The 18,177-nt window shown below is 45.8% G+C and carries 18 protein-coding genes and 1 tRNA gene; 12 read left to right on the forward strand and 7 right to left on the reverse strand.

Translation table 11 applies throughout. The annotated features are described in order from the left end of the window. Positions 1-32 precede the first annotated feature (32 nt). Positions 33-1,067 carry a tRNA preQ1(34) S-adenosylmethionine ribosyltransferase-isomerase QueA gene (queA, locus tag E2B99_RS12905; protein ID WP_134245517.1) on the reverse strand — a complete coding sequence of 345 codons (1,035 nt, stop codon included), beginning with the start codon at positions 1,065-1,067 and terminating at the stop codon, positions 33-35. 139 nt (positions 1,068-1,206) lie between these two features. Between queA and E2B99_RS12910 the strand changes: the two genes are divergently transcribed. Further along, a tRNA-Leu gene (locus E2B99_RS12910) sits at positions 1,207-1,293 on the forward strand. Positions 1,294-1,937: 644 nt separating this feature from the next. Here the strand turns inward: E2B99_RS12910 and E2B99_RS12915 are convergent. Together E2B99_RS12915 and E2B99_RS12920 are read right to left on the reverse strand one after the other, a co-directional pair. Next, the gene (locus E2B99_RS12915) at positions 1,938-2,156 is read right to left on the reverse strand and encodes a hypothetical protein (RefSeq protein WP_134245519.1); all 219 of its coding nucleotides are present in this window, start codon (positions 2,154-2,156) and stop codon (positions 1,938-1,940) included. 201 nt (positions 2,157-2,357) lie between these two features. Further along, positions 2,358-2,585 carry a hypothetical protein gene (locus tag E2B99_RS12920; protein ID WP_134245521.1) on the reverse strand — a complete coding sequence of 76 codons (228 nt, stop codon included), beginning with the start codon at positions 2,583-2,585 and terminating at the stop codon, positions 2,358-2,360. A 528-nt stretch (positions 2,586-3,113) separates the two neighbouring features. On the opposite strand from E2B99_RS12920, the gene E2B99_RS12925 reads away from it, so the two are divergent. From E2B99_RS12925 to E2B99_RS12965, 9 genes are all read left to right on the forward strand, one after another. Then, positions 3,114-4,043, forward strand: coding sequence for an ATP-binding protein (locus E2B99_RS12925; RefSeq protein ID WP_134245524.1), 930 nt, complete (start codon positions 3,114-3,116; stop codon positions 4,041-4,043). A gap of 2 nt (positions 4,044-4,045) precedes the next feature. Continuing rightward, positions 4,046-4,717: a hypothetical protein gene (locus E2B99_RS12930; RefSeq protein ID WP_240687835.1), complete on the forward strand. Its 672-nt coding sequence runs from the start codon at positions 4,046-4,048 to the stop codon at positions 4,715-4,717. Beyond that, positions 4,714-5,331, forward strand: a complete 618-nt coding sequence (locus E2B99_RS12935) for a DUF1367 family protein (protein WP_134245526.1) — start codon at positions 4,714-4,716, stop codon at positions 5,329-5,331. Before E2B99_RS12930 ends, E2B99_RS12935 begins: the two co-directional genes overlap by 4 nt. A 260-nt stretch (positions 5,332-5,591) precedes the next feature. Then, complete coding sequence (locus tag E2B99_RS12940) at positions 5,592-5,807, forward strand: hypothetical protein (RefSeq protein ID WP_134245529.1); 216 nt, start codon at positions 5,592-5,594, stop codon at positions 5,805-5,807. Positions 5,808-5,817: 10 nt separating this feature from the next. After that, positions 5,818-6,495: an ERF family protein gene (locus E2B99_RS12945; protein ID WP_134245531.1), complete on the forward strand. Its 678-nt coding sequence runs from the start codon at positions 5,818-5,820 to the stop codon at positions 6,493-6,495. 308 nt (positions 6,496-6,803) lie between these two features. Continuing rightward, positions 6,804-9,227, forward strand: a complete 2,424-nt coding sequence (gene lon / locus E2B99_RS12950) for an endopeptidase La (RefSeq protein WP_134245533.1) — start codon at positions 6,804-6,806, stop codon at positions 9,225-9,227. A gap of 274 nt (positions 9,228-9,501) precedes the next feature. Beyond that, on the forward strand, positions 9,502-9,981 hold the full coding sequence (gene rlmH, locus E2B99_RS12955; protein ID WP_134245535.1) for a 23S rRNA (pseudouridine(1915)-N(3))-methyltransferase RlmH: 480 nt from the start codon (positions 9,502-9,504) through the stop codon (positions 9,979-9,981). Positions 9,982-10,293: 312 nt separating this feature from the next. After that, positions 10,294-11,070 (forward strand): DODA-type extradiol aromatic ring-opening family dioxygenase, encoded by a 777-nt coding sequence (locus tag E2B99_RS12960; protein ID WP_134245537.1) that lies wholly within the window; start codon positions 10,294-10,296, stop codon positions 11,068-11,070. An 88-nt stretch (positions 11,071-11,158) separates the two neighbouring features. Continuing rightward, entirely contained in the window at positions 11,159-11,956 is a 798-nt protein-coding gene (locus tag E2B99_RS12965; RefSeq protein ID WP_134245540.1) for an META and DUF4377 domain-containing protein, read from the forward strand. A 114-nt stretch (positions 11,957-12,070) separates the two neighbouring features. Here the strand turns inward: E2B99_RS12965 and gdhA are convergent, their stop codons facing one another. Further along, positions 12,071-13,468, reverse strand: a complete 1,398-nt coding sequence (gdhA, locus tag E2B99_RS12970; protein ID WP_134245542.1) for an NADP-specific glutamate dehydrogenase — start codon at positions 13,466-13,468, stop codon at positions 12,071-12,073. A 131-nt stretch (positions 13,469-13,599) separates the two neighbouring features. On the opposite strand from gdhA, the gene E2B99_RS12975 reads away from it, so the two are divergent. Together E2B99_RS12975 and nth are read left to right on the forward strand one after the other, a co-directional pair. Further along, positions 13,600-14,391, forward strand: a complete 792-nt coding sequence (locus E2B99_RS12975; protein WP_134245544.1) for an RnfABCDGE type electron transport complex subunit B — start codon at positions 13,600-13,602, stop codon at positions 14,389-14,391. Between the two features lie 2 nt (positions 14,392-14,393). Beyond that, positions 14,394-15,077: an endonuclease III gene (nth, locus tag E2B99_RS12980; protein WP_134245546.1), complete on the forward strand. Its 684-nt coding sequence runs from the start codon at positions 14,394-14,396 to the stop codon at positions 15,075-15,077. A 120-nt stretch (positions 15,078-15,197) separates the two neighbouring features. On the opposite strand, the gene adk is transcribed toward nth, so the two are convergent. The 3 genes from adk to E2B99_RS12995 all read right to left on the reverse strand — a co-directional run bounded on the left by adk (position 15,198) and on the right by E2B99_RS12995 (position 18,055). After that, positions 15,198-15,848, reverse strand: coding sequence for an adenylate kinase (gene adk, locus E2B99_RS12985; protein WP_134245548.1), 651 nt, complete (start codon positions 15,846-15,848; stop codon positions 15,198-15,200). A 281-nt stretch (positions 15,849-16,129) separates the two neighbouring features. Next, on the reverse strand, positions 16,130-17,446 hold the full coding sequence (locus E2B99_RS12990; protein WP_134245550.1) for a hypothetical protein: 1,317 nt from the start codon (positions 17,444-17,446) through the stop codon (positions 16,130-16,132). A gap of 81 nt (positions 17,447-17,527) precedes the next feature. Beyond that, positions 17,528-18,055 carry a hypothetical protein gene (locus E2B99_RS12995; protein ID WP_134245552.1) on the reverse strand — a complete coding sequence of 176 codons (528 nt, stop codon included), beginning with the start codon at positions 18,053-18,055 and terminating at the stop codon, positions 17,528-17,530. Between the last annotated feature and the right edge of the window lie 122 nt (positions 18,056-18,177).

Consider the following 18,177-nt stretch of genomic DNA (forward strand, 5'->3'; position numbering starts at 1 on the left):
TGCAATAAAGCCAGTGAATCTGACTGTAAAATCTAGATCTTTCGATCAATCAACATCGCATCGCCATAGCTAAAGAAACGGTATTTTTCTTGAATGGCATGTGCATAGGCTTGAAGCACAGGCTCACGGCCAGCCAGCGCTGACACCAGCATCAACAAGGTAGATTCCGGTAAATGAAAATTGGTAAGTAACCGGTCAATCACCTTAAAACGATAGCCGGGATAAATAAAAATATCCGTTTCGCCAGACCATGCCTTGAGTTCACCATTATTGGCTTTGGCGGCACTTTCCAGCGCGCGGGTTGCAGTGGTGCCAACTGCAATAATTTTGCCGCCATTTGCTTTGGTTTTTTCAACCAGCTCAACGGTAGCTTGGGGTACTTCGCCCCACTCACTATGCATAACATGCTCAGCAATATTATCGGTGCGCACCGGCTGAAAAGTTCCTGCACCTACATGCAAAGTCACAAAAGCCTTGTCAATACCTTTTTGCGCTAGCGCTGTCAGCAACTCATCATCAAAATGCAGACTGGCTGTGGGTGCTGCTACACTAGCGGCCTTATCTGGATTATTAAAGACGGTCTGATAACGCTCGTCATCGGTTTCATCCGCTGCACGGTTAAAATAAGGCGGAATCGGTAGGGCGCCAAACTGCTCTAGCGCTGGCAATACAGGCTGGTTAAAGCGCAACGCATACAGGTTATTTTGCCGCCCTTCAACTTGCGCTTCCAACTGACTATCTGCCAGATATAAGGTAGCGCCAGCTTTAGGCGAATTACTGGCTTTAACATGCGCAAGTGCGGTATCTGTCCCGGTAATACGCTCTACCAGTACTTCAACTGCACCGCCGCTGGCTCGCTTGCCATGCAGGCGCGCCTTGATTACCCGTGTATCATTGAGTACTAATAAATCACCTGCCTGCAATAACTCGGGAAGCTGGGCAATAGTGCAGTCTTTGGTCTGACCCTGTGCATTGAGATGCAACAGACGTGATGCACTGCGTTTGGCTAGGGGATAACGGGCAATCAGCTCGTCCGGAAGGTTATAGGAAAAATCAGATAATTGCATGAACACAGCATGACAGCCAAAAGTGTGGGAATTATAACGAATTGAAAAGTCAAAAACTAATCAAACAGCTTAAAAGCCAACCCGTTGTGCTTGACAATAATTTTGAGGCCGCTAAGATAGCAACCCATATCTACTCCTGCCCGGGGTGGTGAAATTGGTAGACGCGGTGGACTCAAAATCCACTGTCAGAGATGACGTGTCGGTTCGAGTCCGACCCCCGGGACCATAATTTTAAATAATAAAATTAAATACTTGCTTCTTCAATTCCTTAATTGAAATATTTCACTCGTATAAATTAACCCGCTTTTAAAGCTCATTTTTTAAAAATTAGTTTTCTTTCATGGCATCGTATTAATAATCAATCTCTCTAAGATGAATTCAATTAACAAACTTAATTCATAAAAAAAGCCCATCTTAACGATGAGCTTTTAGTTTTGTGCTGTATTAATAGCCCATTTTTTTCTTACGGTTAATTGTGATTTTATCGCCACTCTGACACACCCGGTGATTTGGATTAATCTGGTGTGTACGATGATTCATTGAGCCTGTGTTTCTTGTGGTATTCGGATTAAAGCTGTAACTACCATGATTAGCAAATTGGGACATTTTCCATAGCACTTAAAAACTTTGTTAATGCTAGATTAGCAAGGTGCTATGTTACTGACAAACCGAGTTATGTATTGGTTATTTATCCAGCAATTTCTATTGAATAACTTGTATTTTGTAAGTGACTCATTTTATTTAAGTACTACTATGGACCAAAGATATAAAACTTTACTTTCAGCATTAAAATAATGGCACAGTCATATTAAAAATGATTCTTTGCTAGTTATGGCTTTAATATTCTATCAATTAAATTTTCTGTGTAGTCTATAAAAGTTCTTTTTCTTGATTAACTTGTTGAGCCTTACAATGAGTATCGGATTCATTATCTCCCAAGAGCTTATGTAAATCTGCGCCATATTCATCTACAAATTCCTGCGCAGCATCAGCATAGGCATCGGGTTCAATGGTTTTGGTTAATGTGGTTTTTTCCAGAGCCTGGCGGATTTCTTCAACTGTATGACTATCTGCCATATCATTGTTCATTATTGCCTATCCTCACTGTGATATCTGGACAAGGAACTAGTAGGATGGATTAAGCCTACTTTAATAAGGTAGCGCTGCCTTTACTATTGACCAAAAAAAATTCTTGCCCTGTCGCCTTTAATATCTGAAATATGTTAAGCCAACAAGGCAGAGTGCTTCTGGACTAAGACTTAGATTAAGCCGTTACAACCCAGCATTAAATTAGTTGTCTGTACTGCCAATTTCCTTATGTTCCGGTTCGTTATCGGTATGCTGATTCGGTAACTTCACCTTGGCATCCTGATTTTCCAGATGCGCGTTTTGCAATTGCTGCTGGCGCTCTCCTTCAGTTTGAGGCTGATTAGCCTGTGGATGTTCAGGCAAGTTATTATAAGCGGTATTGCTATCAACAAAATTGTTATCGACGCTGCCGTTATTACTGGTGCTCATTGTTAACCTCTAAGTTTTATAAAGTTAATTAATTAGACTTCTTTCATAATTTGTACCAACTCGCCTTCGACAGGCTCAGGCAGCGTTGGTTGGGCTTGTCGAAACCAGACTGATGCAAGAGATCTATTGAATCGATTCAACATAACTTAAAAGCTATTTCTGCTGTGTAGTACAAACACGTCAAAGCACACGTTTTTTTTATTGCTCGGTCACTTCATGTAAAAGACGTAACTTTTTATCAATTTATAATTATTTTGATGAGCTATTTTTTATACGCGTCACAGAATGACGCAAGCAAAACGAAACTTATAAATTATTAATCATAATATATTGAATTTTAATAATATTTTTTGATTGTAGATTCTCAGTGAATAGCCTGAAATCCATTGTAATTGATGAAATAAACACCATTAATTAGATTCATGGCGGCAAATATTTATTCTGGACTATGAAGAAATAAAACTGTTTTTTTACCAGAACGGTAGCCGTATTTGAAGTATTTAAGCCTGAGTCTGAGGAGTACCAGAAATGGCATTAAGAATCGTCACTGCTGCAGAACCGATGCGCGTGGACAACCTGATCGTGTTTATTTATGGCGATCCAGGAATTGGCAAAACCTCACTGGCCTTTAGTGCCAAAAACCCGATTTTATTTGACTTTGACCGTGGCGCGCATCGTGCTGGCAAGTTCCGTAAAGATACCGTGCCGGTAGGTAGCTGGTCTGATGTGGCAGCAATTAATGCAGAGGATCTGGAAGGTTATGATTCTATCATTATTGATACTGCTGGCCGGATGCTGGATGTAATTATTGCGGATTTGGTTAAAGACCAGAAAAACTGCCGCAAAAATAGCAAGGAGCTGTCCATTCAGGGCTATGGGGCACTAAATAAACGCTTTAGTAGCTGGCTTAACCTGATTCGCTCATTTGGCAAGGATGTAATTTTGCTGGCGCATGCGGCTGAGGATAAAAAAGGCGATGAGCTGATTATCCGCCCGGATATGGTGGGTGGTAGCAAGAAAGAAGCTTACAAGGTCGCCGATATGATGGGTTATATGACCACGGTGCAGGGCGAACAGGGTGCTGAAGTTTCTCTGAACTTTTCACCATCTACCTCACATCATGCCAAGGATTCCGGTGCCATCGGCAACATGATTCTGCCCGGTCTGGATAAAAACCCGGCTGCACTGGCAGATATTATCCAGCAGGCCAAGGATCATATTAATAGCCTGAGCGAGTTTCAGGCTGCTGCCTTGCAGGAACTGGAAAACTATCGTAATGCGTGCATGGCGGCGGAACATGCTGATGATTTGAATGACCTGCGCGAACAGTTAAAACCTGAGCATTTGTATCTCAAGGAAATGCGGCAAGCGCTAGATCTGGCTTTTAAGGGTTTAAGCCATAAGGTGATCTTTGTGGAAGGTGAGTTTGTCGATGATGTGCATGACGAGGTGGCCTAAGCATGTCTTCCCGCGCCTTGCACAACATGCCACTACGTTTGTCAGTAACCATGCTGGACACTTATGTGCATGGCATGGCCAATGAGGACATGAGCAGCGAGCAATTGGCGCATGAGCTGTTTGCCCGCAAGAAGCCGAGTCAGGCGATGCGAGTGGGCACGTCATTTCACCGTTTTCTGGAAAAGGGCCAGCTAGAGCCGCAATTGCTGGCTACTCCGGACAAATATGGTTTTCATTTTATCTTGCCGGATGACCTTAGCGGCACCATTGAGCTGGGCGCGATTCGTGAGCAGATTCATGAATGGCCTGTGTTTGACAATGTGGTGCTAGTAGGCAAGATCGATGCTGAGACTCCTGCCAAGCTGATTGACCATAAGCTGACTGCCCGCTTCGACCATGAGCGCTACATGGACAGCCTGCAATGGCGTGCTTATCTGGCCATGCGTGGTAAAGCCCATTTTACCTATCAGGTGTTTGAGCATAGCGGCCTGCCCACCGAACCGGATGCACTGGGTCATTATCCGGTGTTTATCAAGGATTATCACCGTCTGGATCAGTATGCCTATGCCGGGATGCAGGATGAAATCAGGGATGTTGCCCGTGATCTCGCAGAGTTTGCGCGGGTCTGGATGGCGGAATTTAGAGATTCTGAAATAAGAGGAAAAGTGGCATGAGCGTAGATATGATGATGGTGTGCAATGGCCGTGCGCTGGTTCCAGCAACCGAGCACGACTATGCCATCATGCGACAAACCTACCGGATTGGTCAGGTGATCAAAACGGAAACCAAACGTCAGGCAGATCGCAGCCTGCAACACCATCGGCTGTATTTTGGTGGCTTGATTGGATTGGTCAAGGACTATTGGGAACCGCAAACCGGGCTGGTACATCCGGCTGAAGTGAGGACGGCAGCATCGTTTTGCCATTATTTGCAAAGTAAAGGCATTGCGTTATCGCCTGAGCAAAGTCAGGCACTCCAGCAGGATTATCTGCAAAGGCTAACGCAAAAGCGTGCCGCCAAGCTGATTAATCCGATGCCGGCAAGCACGGCTGAGATTCATCGCTGGATCAAGATTGAATGCGGCTATTACGACGTGGTACGCCTACCGGATGGCACTATTGAAAAAAAAGCCAAATCCATTAGTTTCGCCAAAATGACCCAGGCCGAATTTAATGAGTTTTACAGGGCAGCATTTGGTGTGTGCTGGCGCTTTGTATTGAGTCGGCATTTTGAATGTGAAGCCGATGCAGAAAATGCAATTAACCGCATGCTGGACATGGCAGCCTAGCTATCCAGAATGCGTGTGGTTTCGTCATTTAACCATCTCCTGATCGCCGATAATTTGTTCAAATTAATTCAACAGTATCTATTTTATCCAGTAGACCCCATGGCGACATCTTATGTCGCACATTCCCTACAATCACTTGGATTCCTATGTTTTAATCCCATCTAAGCTATAGATACAGCACATCATCAAGGCTGGGATTTCAGGGTGGCGTGCATTTCAACATTATGTTTACAGGGACGTTAGCACAGAGGGTGATTCAGATGAATATGACCATGATGAGTACCAACAAGCTGGCGTGGCTGGATGAATTAATTAAACCCATGCCAGCACATCAGCAGCCCCACCCTCTCAAGCAGCCGCCCAAAGCCAGCTGGCTCCAGCGCAAACAAGCCGAGCAGCGGGCTATTCCAGATCGCTTAGTAAATAGCGTAATACAACATTCTGTTTTACCAGCGACTTTGTTTTACCAGAAATAAAGGTGAAAAAATGAAAGTATATCAAGCCATCAATGCCGTGCAGCGCGCATTGTCAAAAGAAGGGATTTCCAAGGATAGAATGGCCAGCGGATTTGGTGCAGGCTATGCATTTCGCGGTATTGATGATGTGTACAATACCCTGAGTCCGTTATTGTCCGAGCACGGTCTGGTCATTATTCCACGCTGTGTGGAACGCCATGAATCACAACGCCAAAGTGGGCCAAAAACCCTGTACTTTGTGGTGGTTAAAATGGAGTTTGACTTTGTATGCGCTGAAGATGGCAGCAAACATACCGCCTGCACCTATGGTGAAGCGATGGATTCAGGCGACAAGGCCACCAACAAGGCCATGTCGATTGCCTATAAATATGCCTGTTTCCAGACCTTTGCCATTCCAACCGAAGGCGATAACGATCCGGATGCCACCATTCATGAGCCAGCACCAGCCAGAAAGCCCAGCCAGAAGCCGGTCAAGCAGAATATGCAGAGCAGTGATCTGAATAACAATGGTAGCAATGCCAAATCACTGCCCAGTATTCTGGCCGATATCCAGAAAGCGGCTGACGTGACTGCGCTTGCTGCTATCCGTGATTATGTAGCAGCACGGCAGTATAGCGAGCTTGATGTTGGCGAAATCAAGAATGCGCTGAAATCACGTCATGATAACCTGATGCACAAAAAGGTCTGATCCAGTCTTTTTTTGTTGATGCAAATTCCTGTTTTAAGCGGCGTGAAGCTCTGGTTTTCAGGCCGCTTTGCCAATAGTTTCGCCAAGCATTTTATTGACTTGTTAGAGCTACTGCCCTATCGAAAAATTTGTAGTGTTGCGTAATTTAATTCTGACTAAAACCCTTGGTTTTACAGGGTATTAAAGGATTAACGAGCTAAAATATGAACACTACTACATGATTTTTCAGGAAAAGCACTTGTTTTTTTCTGAAAATGCATCACTAATGACATATGACAAAATCATTTGTCACTCAGTAGGAGTGCCCTATGTCCGAGACAACAATTCAAAATCCAACTCTTCCAGTGGAAGGTAGCCTGCCTTTACTGGCATTACGCGATGTGGTGGTTTATCCGCACATGCAGATTGCTTTATTTGTGGGTCGCCCAAAATCAATCAATGCCGTTGAAGTCGCCCGTGAAAATGACAATCTGGTATTTGTCGTTGCGCAAAAGGACTCACTGGCCGAAGAGATTGACAATGACAACCTGTATCACTACGGAACAGTGTGCCGTATTGTTCAGGTCGTCAATCATGAAAATGATGACAACTGCATCAAGGTACTCATTGAAGGCTTGTATCGTGCCCGTCTGGATACGATTGTTGAGCTGGACGACTATATGCGTGCAGAAACTACAGCAGAGCCTGTGCCTGTCGCATTAAGCCCTGAGCAGCAAAAGCAGCAGCGTGAAACCCTGCAATCCCTGTTTTCACAATATGCTGAAGCCAAGCTACGCAATGCGCGTGAACTGAGTGCGGCCAGCGATAAAATTGAAGACTTGCTGGAACTGGTTTATTTCATTGCCACCCGTGCGCCATTGGCTATTGATGTGAAACAGAAGTTTCTGGAAGAAGCCAATATCACTGCGCATGTTAAAGAGCTGATGGAATATTTGACCCAGCAGTCTGAAGAACAGCAGATTGAGCAGAACCTGCACGAAAACGTGAAACGCCAGATGGAAAAAAATCAGCGTGAATACTTTCTGAATGAAAAAATGAAAGTGATTCAGCGTGAACTGTCTGACATGAACGGTGGCGGTGATGACGACATTTCAGAAATTGAAAAACGTCTGGAAGAAGCTGATCTGCCAGAAGACGTACGTAAAAAAGCCGATGCAGAATTCCGCAAGCTGAAATCCATGCAGGCAGCGTCTAGTGAAGCCGCGGTTGTGCGCAACTATCTTGACTGGATTCTGAACACACCGTGGAAAAAAGCCAGCAAGGTCAGCATCAAACTGGATAAAGCCCAGCAGATTCTGGATTCTGATCACTACGGTCTGGAAGAAGTTAAGGAACGCATTGTTGAGTTCCTAGCAGTACAGTCCCGAGTAAAACAGTTGAAAGGCCCGGTATTGTGTCTGGTTGGCCCTCCAGGCGTGGGTAAAACCAGTCTGGGTGAATCGATTGCCAAGGCAACAGGTCGTGAGTTCGTACGTATGGCCTTGGGTGGCGTACGTGATGAAGCCGAAATTCGTGGCCATCGCCGTACCTATATTGGTGCGATGCCCGGCAAGATTGTGCAGCATTTGTCAAAAGTGGGTGTAAAAAATCCGCTGTTCCTACTGGATGAAATTGACAAGATGGCACAGGATTACCGTGGTGATCCAGCGTCTGCGCTGCTGGAAGTGCTTGATCCATCACAAAACCACAAGTTCAACGATCACTATTTAGATATGGATCTGGACTTGTCGGAAGTGATGTTCATCTGTACTGCCAACAGCATGGATATTCCTGCACCGTTGCTGGACCGTATGGAAGTCATCCGTCTGCCCGGCTATACCGAGGAAGAAAAGGTCAACATTGCAGAGCGCTATCTGATTCCAAAAGCCATTAAAGCCAATGGTCTTAAGGAAAAAGAGCTGACTGTGGAAGAAGGTGCAGTTCGTGACCTGATTCGCCGTTATACCCGTGAAGCTGGTGTTCGTAACCTTGAGCGTGAAATTTCCAAGATTTGCCGCAAAGTAGTGAAGGAAGCTGTAACCAGTCGTTCAAAAAACATACACATTGATATCAATGTAAATAATTTGAACGAGTACTCTGGGGTATATAAGTTTGACTACGGTCAGGCCGAAGATGACGCTCAGATTGGCCGGGTAACTGGCCTGGCATGGACTTCAGTGGGTGGTGAGTTACTGACCATTGAAGCTGCCGCTGTAAAAGGCAAAGGTATTTATACTGCAACCGGTTCGCTAGGTGATGTGATGCAGGAATCTATCAAGGCTGCAATGACTGTAGTACGTACCCGTGGTGACCAGTTGGGTATTCCACATGAACGCTTCAGTGATACTGACGTGCATGTGCATATGCCTGAAGGTGCGACACCCAAGGATGGCCCTTCTGCGGGTCTGGCATTGACCACAGCACTGGTGTCTGCCTTTACCGGCATTCCGATTCGTGCTGATGTGGCAATGACAGGTGAAGTAACCTTGCGTGGCCGTGCACTGCGGATTGGCGGGCTAAAAGAGAAACTACTGGCAGCTCACCGTGGTGGAATCAAGCTGGTATTGATTCCGGAAGAAAACATTCGTGATTTGGCCGAAGTGCCGGATAACGTAAAAGAAGGCCTTGAAATCAGGGCTGTGAAAACGATTGATGACGTATTGCCAGCAGCTTTGGTACATATGCCAGAGCCACTTGCAAAGGCGCCTATTGTTTCAACAACAGTTGAAAGCGATAAAGCTGCACGTCATTAACAGTTTAAACTGAGTCTTAATGACGTATGGTTGATACCTAAGCTTCTCGCTTATCGGTCGCCCATCTGTGATCTCCAGGCAGATGGGCTTGGTTGGCAGTCCAACACCCCTTTTGGACTGCCTTTTTTTTGCCTGCTGTTTTTGCTCATTTTTCCTGATTTTGATCATGATTAGAAATTGTTAAATTCTCTCGCTTAAACCATATCATTTCTGTTAGAACCGGATCACCAGGGCTGTGCTACCATATCTTTTTATGGCTGTTATTTTTCTTATTATGAAAATCAGAATCCTAACCATTGGCCAGAAGATGCCAGACTGGGTGCAAACCGGCTTTGATGATTATTTCAAACGCATTCAACCGTTTGTGCAAACCCAGATTATTGAACTGCCAATGGCCAAACGCGGCAAAAATGATTCTGATACTGATATCCAAAAGTACTGTATTCAGGAAGGCAGCAGTATTTTGCAAGCCCTAAAACCACAAGAACAACTCATTGCCCTTGAAGTGAATGGCCGCCATTTAACCACTGAAAAACTGGCCAGTACCATGCAAAACTGGATGCAGGATGGTCAGGACATTGCACTGGCAATTGGCGGGCCAGATGGCTTGTCGGATGAAGTCCGCCAAAAGGCCAAGTGGCACTGGTCTTTATCTGATCTTACCTTACCGCATCCACTGGTACGTATCGTATTGATCGAACAACTTTATCGTGCCATGACGGTGATTCATAACCATCCCTATCATCGCGCTTGATAAATCAACTCTTATGATAGCTTTTGATTAAAAACTAAGGCTTGATCATTAGCTTTGAGCTTTAAAATTTAAGCTTTTAACACATTAATTTACTGATCGTTGCAGCATTGATAACAATCTGTTGCATCCGCAAGTCTTTAAATCTGTAACATTGCCCTGCATTATTATCTTCTGAACAGTATTTCCAAGGCTGGATTTCAAAACTGGATTTACTGTTTTATGTTTGAGCAGGGCTATTAAACCGCTTACCTACAGGGTACTTGTTGCTCACCTAGCTTTATTAATTTTTATCTAGAGATTTTTGAGTCCATTATGAGCATATCCACCTTGCCCGGCCTGTTTATTTCCCATGGCTCGCCCATGCTGGCGATTGAGCCTGAGCAAGTGGGGCCAGCCCTGCACCGCTTGTCCATTAACCTGCCCAAGCCACGCGCCATTGTGGTGATGTCGGCACATTGGGAAAGTCAGGCGCTGGAAGTTAGCACCAGCAGCCGTCCAGAAACCTGGCATGACTTTGGTGGTTTTCCACGTGAGCTATATCAGCTTCGTTACCCAGCGCCGGGTGATGCCATCCTGGCCGAACGCATGATTCAAATGCTAACGCATAGCGGCATGCCAGCACATGCCAACAGCTTGCGACCACGCGATCACGGTGTTTGGATGCCTTTGCTGCACATGTACCCGGAAGCTGATATTCCAGTAATCCAGATATCGCTACCCGTTCATTTCAGTGCAGCACAGATTTACCAAGTGGGCCAGATTTTAGCGCCCTTGCGCCATGAACAGATTTTGCTCATTGGTTCTGGCAGTATTACCCATAATCTGGCTGAACTAAGCTGGGCTGAAGAACAGGCCAGCACCCCGGAATGGGCTTCGGGCTTTCGCAACTGGGTAGTGCATCAACTGAATAATGATGATTTTGCAGCGGTACTGGACTGGAAGCAGGCACCGCATGTAAGGCGCAATCATCCAACCCTTGAGCATTTGTCACCGCTATTTTTTGCAATGGGTACTGGCTCGCGCTTTAGTCTGGTTCATTCGAGTTTTAGTCTGGGTGCACTGGGTATGGATTTATACCGGTTTGATTAAAAAAATAGCAGCGCGTTAACCAAAGCCATGCAATACATTGGTGTGGCTTTTTTATAATGAGGTATTAAGAAACTGGTGAAACCCAACAATGAAAAATTCCTTACTGCTTGCAATGAGCTTATCACTAATGGCCTGTACCCATTCTGGCTTGCATCCTAATCAAACCAGTATATCAGACAGTGCAACTACAATATCTTTAAGCAATCCCACGTTAAGCAGCTATACATGGCAACTGGTACAAGCGACCAATCAACAAGGCCAAGCCATCAGTAGCCTGTTTGTGCGTCCGGATCAACCCGTTAGCCTTCAATTTAAAGACAACAATATTGGTATATTAAATACCTGTAACCACATGGGCGGTACCTACAAACTCAAGGGCAACGTATTAAGCGTTGGTAATCTGGTGTCCACCATGATGGCTTGTGATGCTCCAATCAACCAGTTGGACAGCCTGATGGGCAAGATTATTGAAGGCAGCTCCACGCTGAAGATTACTACAGTCAATGGTCAGCCTCGGTTAACGCTAGTGAGCGCATCCGGTGATACATTGGTGTTTAAAGGAATTGCCACGCCAGAAACCAAATATGGGACGCAGGCTGAAACCATTTTTCTGGAAATTTCACCCAAAACCCAAACCTGTGATGCAGGTGTGCGCCAGATGCAGTGCTTGCAGGTGCGTCAGGTTAAATACAATGATCAGGGCCTAAAAAGCTATGTATCCAATAGCTGGGAAAATTTTTATGCTCCAATTGAAGGCTATACGCATAATATCAATGAGCGTGTAATTATTCGGGCGAAAAAATATCCTGTTAAAAACCCACCAGCGGATGCGTCCAGCGCTGCCTATGTATTTGACATGATTGTTGAGCGTGAACAGGTTAAATAAATCATTAATTGATCTAACCTGTAAAACAAGAAATGGCGTATTCTTAATTTTCTGAATACGCCATTTTTTATGATAAGTCTTGAGTTGGTTTATTTTCTAAAAACCAGCTTAAAGCTACCAGACACCTTGCGCCAGCATGGCATCAGCGACTTTAACAAACCCGGCAATATTCGCACCGTTCACATAATTCACAGTGCCATCCTCAGCTTGGCCATAAAACACGCAGCTTTGATGAATCTGCTGCATGATGTGATGCAAGCGACTGTCTACATCAGCATGTGGCCAGCTTAAACGCATGGCATTTTGCGTCATTTCCAGCCCAGAAGTGGTTACCCCGCCTGCATTACTGGCCTTGCCCGGCGCATACAAAATTTTGGCATTTAAAAAACAGTTTACTGCATCCAGTGTACAGGGCATATTTGCCCCTTCTGCCACACACATCACGCCATTTTTAATTAGCAGTTCTGCATCCTGCTGGTTGAGTTCATTTTGTGTGGCACACGGCAAGGCAATATCTACGGGGAGATGCCAAGGACGCTGATCTGGGTAATAGGTCAGCTTCTGCTCGGTGGCAAACTCTGATAGACGCTTGCGCTGGATAGTTTTATGCAGCTTGATTTGCTCAAGCAATTCAATATCAAGCCCTTGCTCAATATGCAGGGTGCCGTTTGAATCTGATAAGGTGACCACTTTGGCACCCAGCTCAATGGCCTTTTCTGCCGCATGTAACGCCACATTGCCAGATCCGGAAATGGCAATTTTCTTGTTGTCCAGCGTTTCACCCCGGGTGTGCAGCATCTGCTCGGTAAAATACACACAGCCATATCCGGTGGCTTCAGGCCGCATCAGGCTGCCGCCATAAGACAAACCCTTACCGGTAAAAACACAGGCGGTATCATTGCTAATCTTTTTCATCATGCCCGTCATATAACCTATCTCACGCGCACCCACACCAATATCACCAGCCGGGATATCAGTATTGGGGCCAAGATGACGATATAGTTCCAGCATCAGTGCCTGACAAAACCGCATAACTTCATTGTTACTTTTACCTTTCGGATCAAAGTCAGAACCGCCCTTGCCGCCCCCCATGGGTAATGTGGTCAGGGCATTTTTAAAGGTTTGCTCAAAACCCAGAAATTTCAGGATAGATACATTGACTGAAGGGTGAAAGCGCATACCACCCTTATATGGCCCAATGGCTGAATTAAACTGCACCCGCCATGCCCGATTGACCTGCACTTCATTGCGGTCATCGACCCAGGCCACCCGAAACTGGATAATACGTTCCGGCTCAACCAGACGCTCCAGTAAGCCCTGCTCAGCATAAAAAGAATTTTTTTCAATAAAGGGCCACAAACTGGTCATTACTTCTTCCACCGCTTGCATGAACTCTGGTTCACTTTGATTGCGGCGGCTTACTGTATTCAAAAAATCATTAACTGAACTATATTTCAAAATTAACTCTCTCTTATCCATAAAAATAAATAGGATGAGGCAAAACAGGATCATCGCAGAATTCAGTTTCTGGCAGGGATTATCTGTTGCACTTGCAGCGTTTTTGACAAGTTTTATTTGACCTTGTCGCAGGATTCTCGCATCATTTGCCACTTTATTTGTTTTAGTTTAGTGCCCTATTGTTCATGTCAACTGCCGAACTGATTCATTTACTTGACGCGACCCTGCCGCAGACCCAGTGCGGTCTTTGCGGACATCCCGCAGGCTGCCTGCCGTATGCCACTGCCATGGCTGAGGGTGCCAGTGCAGATGGCTGTGTGCCCGGTGGCCAGCCTGTTGCAAACAAACTCGCAGAGATACTAGGGCGGGCACCATTGCCTGCCAAACCCAGCCAATGGCCCATCGTGGCAGATGGCCGACCTCAGCGTATGAAAGCCATCATTCGTGAGGATGAATGCATTGGCTGCACCAAGTGCATTAGCGCCTGCCCGGTCGATGCCATTATGGGCAGTGGCAAGCTCATGCACAGTATTCTGACTGACCTGTGTACTGGCTGTGAATTGTGTATTCCGCCTTGCCCGGTTGATTGCATTGATCTGGTTGTAGACCCAGCCCCACCACCGAGTGATATGGAACGATTTGCCGAACAAGATGACCTGCGCCGGCGCTATCAGGCGCATGTACTGCGTGAACAGCAGCGTATGCTCACCCAGAAAGCCCGTAAGCCTATTGTTTCAGCTGCAATCAGCACGGAACAGGCAGCAGCCATTACTGGTGTAGACGTGCATCAGCTTATGGTTCCAGTGGTAGATGCTAAACCTGCGGCTCCTGTTTCAGCGGCGCAAACCATCAAACTGGCCTCATTACGTAGCCAGATTAAAAAACTGGAACGCCAGCTTAACGTTAAACCTGATGATCTGGCCAAGCAGCAACAGTTAGAATTATTAAAAACAGCGCTGCAACGCAGCATGGATTAACCATGAAGCCAGAACACGTCGAAGAATTTTTCAAACGCTTGCAAGCCCAACGACCCAATCCCACCACCGAACTGCTCTATCACTCACCGTTTGAGCTACTCATTGCCGTAATTTTGTCGGCACAAATGACTGATGTAGGGGTTAATAAAGCCACAGCCAAACTGTTTGCAGTGGCTAACACGCCTGAAAGTATTCTGGCGCTGGGCGTAGAAGGGCTTAAGGAATATATCAGTAACGTTAATTTTTATACGGCCAAAGCCAACAATATTATCAAGACCTGCCAGATACTGATTGACCTGCACGGCAGTCAGGTGCCAGATGACCGTAAAGCGCTGGAAGCACTAGCCGGTGTCGGGCGCAAAACAGCCAATGTGGTATTAAATACGGCATTCGGCCATCCCACCATGGCCGTGGATACTCATATCTTCCGGGTGAGCAATCGAACCGGACTGGCCCCAGCCAAAACGGTGGAAGGCGTCGAAAAAAAACTATTGGAAGTGGTGCCTGAGCCGTATCTGACCAATGCCCATCACTGGATATTATTGCATGGCCGCTATACCTGTAAGGCACGGGTTCCGCTGTGCGCACAATGTATTGTGGCGGATTTATGCCAATGGCCGGACAAATACGAATTCGGTGCTGCCGAAGGTATGGCGCATCTAAAAAGCTTAACTTTAAAAACCTAGCTTTAAAAACATGGGCGCATAAATCTGGCAATAAAAAGCCTGCTCAATCTAAACGCCAAATACGATTTGAAAAGTCATAAAAAAAACGGGGTCATTGCCCCGTTTTTTATTGAAACCCTGTTAGCCTAAAATGCTAAACAGTTTTTCCTTAACGCTGTCAATGGTATCTAGGCCATTGAGCTTGTTATAAGTTGGAGCATTTTCACCAGCCTGTGCGCGCGACTGATAAAAACCAACCAGTTGTTCAGTTTCACTGTGATACGCCGCCAGACGCTTGCGAATGGTTTCTTCCTGATCGTCAGGACGCTGTACCAGTGGCTCGCCAGTAACATCATCCACGCCTTCAGCTTTTGGTGGATTATAAACCAGATGATACACCCGGCCAGATGCCGGATGCTGGCGACGACCAGAGAGGCGGGTCACAATTTCTTCATCCGGTACATCAATCTCAATCACATGATCAATCGCCACACCGGCTGCTTCCAGCGCTTCAGCCTGTGGAATGGTGCGTGGAAAGCCATCAAAAATACAGCCATTGACTGCATCCGGCTGGGTTAAACGATCTTTCACCAAACCAATAATCAGGTCATCAGAAACCAAGCCACCCGCATCCATCACGCTTTTGGCCTTTTGACCCAGTTCTGTTCCTTCACGGATGGCAGCACGCAGCATATCGCCCGTAGAAATTTGTGGAATGTTATAGCGCTGGCAGATTAACTGAGCCTGTGTTCCTTTTCCTGCTCCTGGTGGCCCTAGCAAAATAATGCGCATAAAACATCTTCCTCAATTACAATAAAAAATTACAAATTAAAACTTAAAAGATTGGCGTAACAATACATTTACCGCTGACTGGACTCAAGTTTTTTTTCAACGTTATCCGGTTACTTTCAGTAAGCATTTTTATCAACACTGGCAGCAATATAGCCTACATCGGTAAATTGCCTATTACTGAACTGTATCTATCATTCCCAACTGGGTCGCCAAATACTATAAGACCTAAGTGGTAACTGCCCTAGCCTTATTGGATAAAGGCAGCCCATAAAACTGGTCTATTAACGGATAAAAGCCACAAACAAATGGATGGTGCCTGCTATAAATCCGGTTACACCACCCAGCACAATCAAAATCCACTCATCTTCCTGAAAGGCAGGCCGCAGCAGGTTCTGGAATTCTTTGGGTGACAAAGCAAGAATGCGCTCACGGAACATATGATAAATCTTTTGCGCACGGCTCTGGTTTAGCACCGGATCAGAAATAGGCACCATGGTAATCTGAATTGAGCGATCAATCAGGTCGGTTTTTAATCGTGCATATTCTTTCATGCCAATACTGACCTGCAAGCTGGTGCGTACAACTGGCGTTTCCATGATTTTATTGATATGGCGCTTTAGAATGCGTCGGGTTTTTTCCTTGCGCGAGCCATACATCATTTCAGTCATGATGCTTTTGAGGGTAATTAGCTCTTCTGTCACCACTGAGGCAAATACATCGGACACTTCATGCTGGCGCTTCATAAAGGCACCTTGCCAGTTATAAGTGGCAATATGTGGCAGTACAGGCGTGATAAATGGAATTTTGGTATTGGTACGTCTAAATAATTTGAGATAGCGAAACGGATGCGGCTCTACCGGATTGAACACCATCCAGATTGCAATCCAGTTGGTCAAAAAGCCCCAGATTGCGGCCCAGAATGGCACTGTCCAGTGCCACGGCACAAAAAACCAGACCAGCATCTGGAAAAAGCCGAAAAACATACCAATCAGCGCACTGATATGCCAGATAAAATTAATTTCCTTCTGACCGACTTTAAGGAACATGCGTACCATGAGGCGGCGATCACCTTCCATCTGGCGCACCACCATTTCGCGCATGTCGACCAGATTTTCTACATTAAAGGTTAGCTCATTGACGAGATCACGCAGCACCGTAGGAATCTGTTTTTGCGCCTGGCTGTAGATACGTCGCTTGATGGAAAATGGCAGGTTTTCCCACAATACCGGGTTACGCTCCAGCATCACCTCATCAATCAGGTGTTCAAGGTCATAGCCGACCTGATCACCAATGATCTTGGCCATTTCGTCAGGCTCCATGGCCTGAAGAAACTCCTGCAGTGACCCCAGCTTGGACAGGGTGTTGTCGGTAATAATACCAGAAATACGGCCCGCCTTGCGCGGTACGATTCCCTGCCAGCCCACAGGCAGCGAACCAACATGAAAGCCCCAGAAGTTAATGGGGTAAAATACCATTTTTAGCGCCATCCAGACGTGCGCCCAAGTCACAAAGGCCGTTACTGGCACAATACTTAAAATTGCCCAAAAATCGGGGCGATTTGCAAAGACCTGCCAATAATGACTAATAAACTCCAGCATGCAACACTCTCAAATGACGCCTAAACACTGTAAATTGGATAATATCCTATCTACTTTTAATGTTGATGGTTTAGCAACCTATCAATAAATGCCAAAACTAAAACTATAGCCAAACATAATCATCGGAGTAGCATCTTCCTTGCTGCCATCGCGTCCTTTCTTGCGCTCACCCACGCCAATGCCGACACTGGCCGCGCTAACACGTGATCTGTTCATCCAGACATAGGACAGCTCGCCACCAGCACCGAGGCGATTGTACTTTTTGCTATCCTGAGTTTTGGTTTCAATGTGGCCCACAAAGCCACCAAAGTAATAACCGTTTTTATCGGTTCCTGTCAGGAAATACGGATAGCGAAAGCCAATCTGACCGGCAGGTTCATTTGGCCCATCAATAAACCCACCCGCCTTGACATAAATATTGCCGTAGCCTGTTGGCATTTCAGCATTCAGGTGATACAGCTCATTGGTAATCCCCACACCCGCATATACTTTTTTTAGCCCTGTGGTGTCTGTTGCAGGCTTTGGAAACCAGTCCTTGACTGCTGCCTGTGCCGACACACTTGTCATTAACCCCACTGTCAACAGCGCTGTAATCCACTGTTTATTCATTACGAACCACTCCTGCTGGTTTTTTGGTCTACAACACCCTCTATGGCGTCGTTTGGTTAAGCCAAGGCAGACTTTATCAGAAAAAATCTGCCTGACCACTATTATTCGCCAACAAACATAAG

This window comes from Alkanindiges illinoisensis (assembly GCF_004377485.1).
GTDB classification, from domain to species: Bacteria; Pseudomonadota; Gammaproteobacteria; order Pseudomonadales; family Moraxellaceae; genus Alkanindiges; species Alkanindiges illinoisensis_A.

What these genes read in the sequence shown, in the direction of transcription:
- gdhA (WP_134245542.1), bottom strand. Translation starts at nt 13,468, where the DNA reads ATGATCCTGTTTTGCCTCATCCTATTTATTTTTATGGATAAGAGAGAG.
- E2B99_RS12990 (WP_134245550.1), bottom strand. Translation starts at nt 17,446, where the DNA reads ATGCTGGAGTTTATTAGTCATTATTGGCAGGTCTTTGCAAATCGCCCC.
- adk (WP_134245548.1), bottom strand. Translation starts at nt 15,848, where the DNA reads ATGCGCATTATTTTGCTAGGGCCACCAGGAGCAGGAAAAGGAACACAG.
- E2B99_RS12935 (WP_134245526.1), top strand. Translation starts at nt 4,714, where the DNA reads ATGAGCGTAGATATGATGATGGTGTGCAATGGCCGTGCGCTGGTTCCA.
- E2B99_RS12930 (WP_240687835.1), top strand. Translation starts at nt 4,046, where the DNA reads ATGTCTTCCCGCGCCTTGCACAACATGCCACTACGTTTGTCAGTAACC.
- E2B99_RS12915 (WP_134245519.1), bottom strand. Translation starts at nt 2,156, where the DNA reads ATGAACAATGATATGGCAGATAGTCATACAGTTGAAGAAATCCGCCAG.
- E2B99_RS12925 (WP_134245524.1), top strand. Translation starts at nt 3,114, where the DNA reads ATGGCATTAAGAATCGTCACTGCTGCAGAACCGATGCGCGTGGACAAC.
- lon (WP_134245533.1), top strand. Translation starts at nt 6,804, where the DNA reads ATGTCCGAGACAACAATTCAAAATCCAACTCTTCCAGTGGAAGGTAGC.
- E2B99_RS12975 (WP_134245544.1), top strand. Translation starts at nt 13,600, where the DNA reads ATGTCAACTGCCGAACTGATTCATTTACTTGACGCGACCCTGCCGCAG.
- E2B99_RS12940 (WP_134245529.1), top strand. Translation starts at nt 5,592, where the DNA reads ATGAATATGACCATGATGAGTACCAACAAGCTGGCGTGGCTGGATGAA.
- E2B99_RS12960 (WP_134245537.1), top strand. Translation starts at nt 10,294, where the DNA reads ATGAGCATATCCACCTTGCCCGGCCTGTTTATTTCCCATGGCTCGCCC.
- E2B99_RS12920 (WP_134245521.1), bottom strand. Translation starts at nt 2,585, where the DNA reads ATGAGCACCAGTAATAACGGCAGCGTCGATAACAATTTTGTTGATAGC.
- rlmH (WP_134245535.1), top strand. Translation starts at nt 9,502, where the DNA reads ATGAAAATCAGAATCCTAACCATTGGCCAGAAGATGCCAGACTGGGTG.
- E2B99_RS12945 (WP_134245531.1), top strand. Translation starts at nt 5,818, where the DNA reads ATGAAAGTATATCAAGCCATCAATGCCGTGCAGCGCGCATTGTCAAAA.
- E2B99_RS12965 (WP_134245540.1), top strand. Translation starts at nt 11,159, where the DNA reads ATGAAAAATTCCTTACTGCTTGCAATGAGCTTATCACTAATGGCCTGT.
- nth (WP_134245546.1), top strand. Translation starts at nt 14,394, where the DNA reads ATGAAGCCAGAACACGTCGAAGAATTTTTCAAACGCTTGCAAGCCCAA.
- E2B99_RS12995 (WP_134245552.1), bottom strand. Translation starts at nt 18,055, where the DNA reads ATGAATAAACAGTGGATTACAGCGCTGTTGACAGTGGGGTTAATGACA.
- queA (WP_134245517.1), bottom strand. Translation starts at nt 1,067, where the DNA reads ATGCAATTATCTGATTTTTCCTATAACCTTCCGGACGAGCTGATTGCC.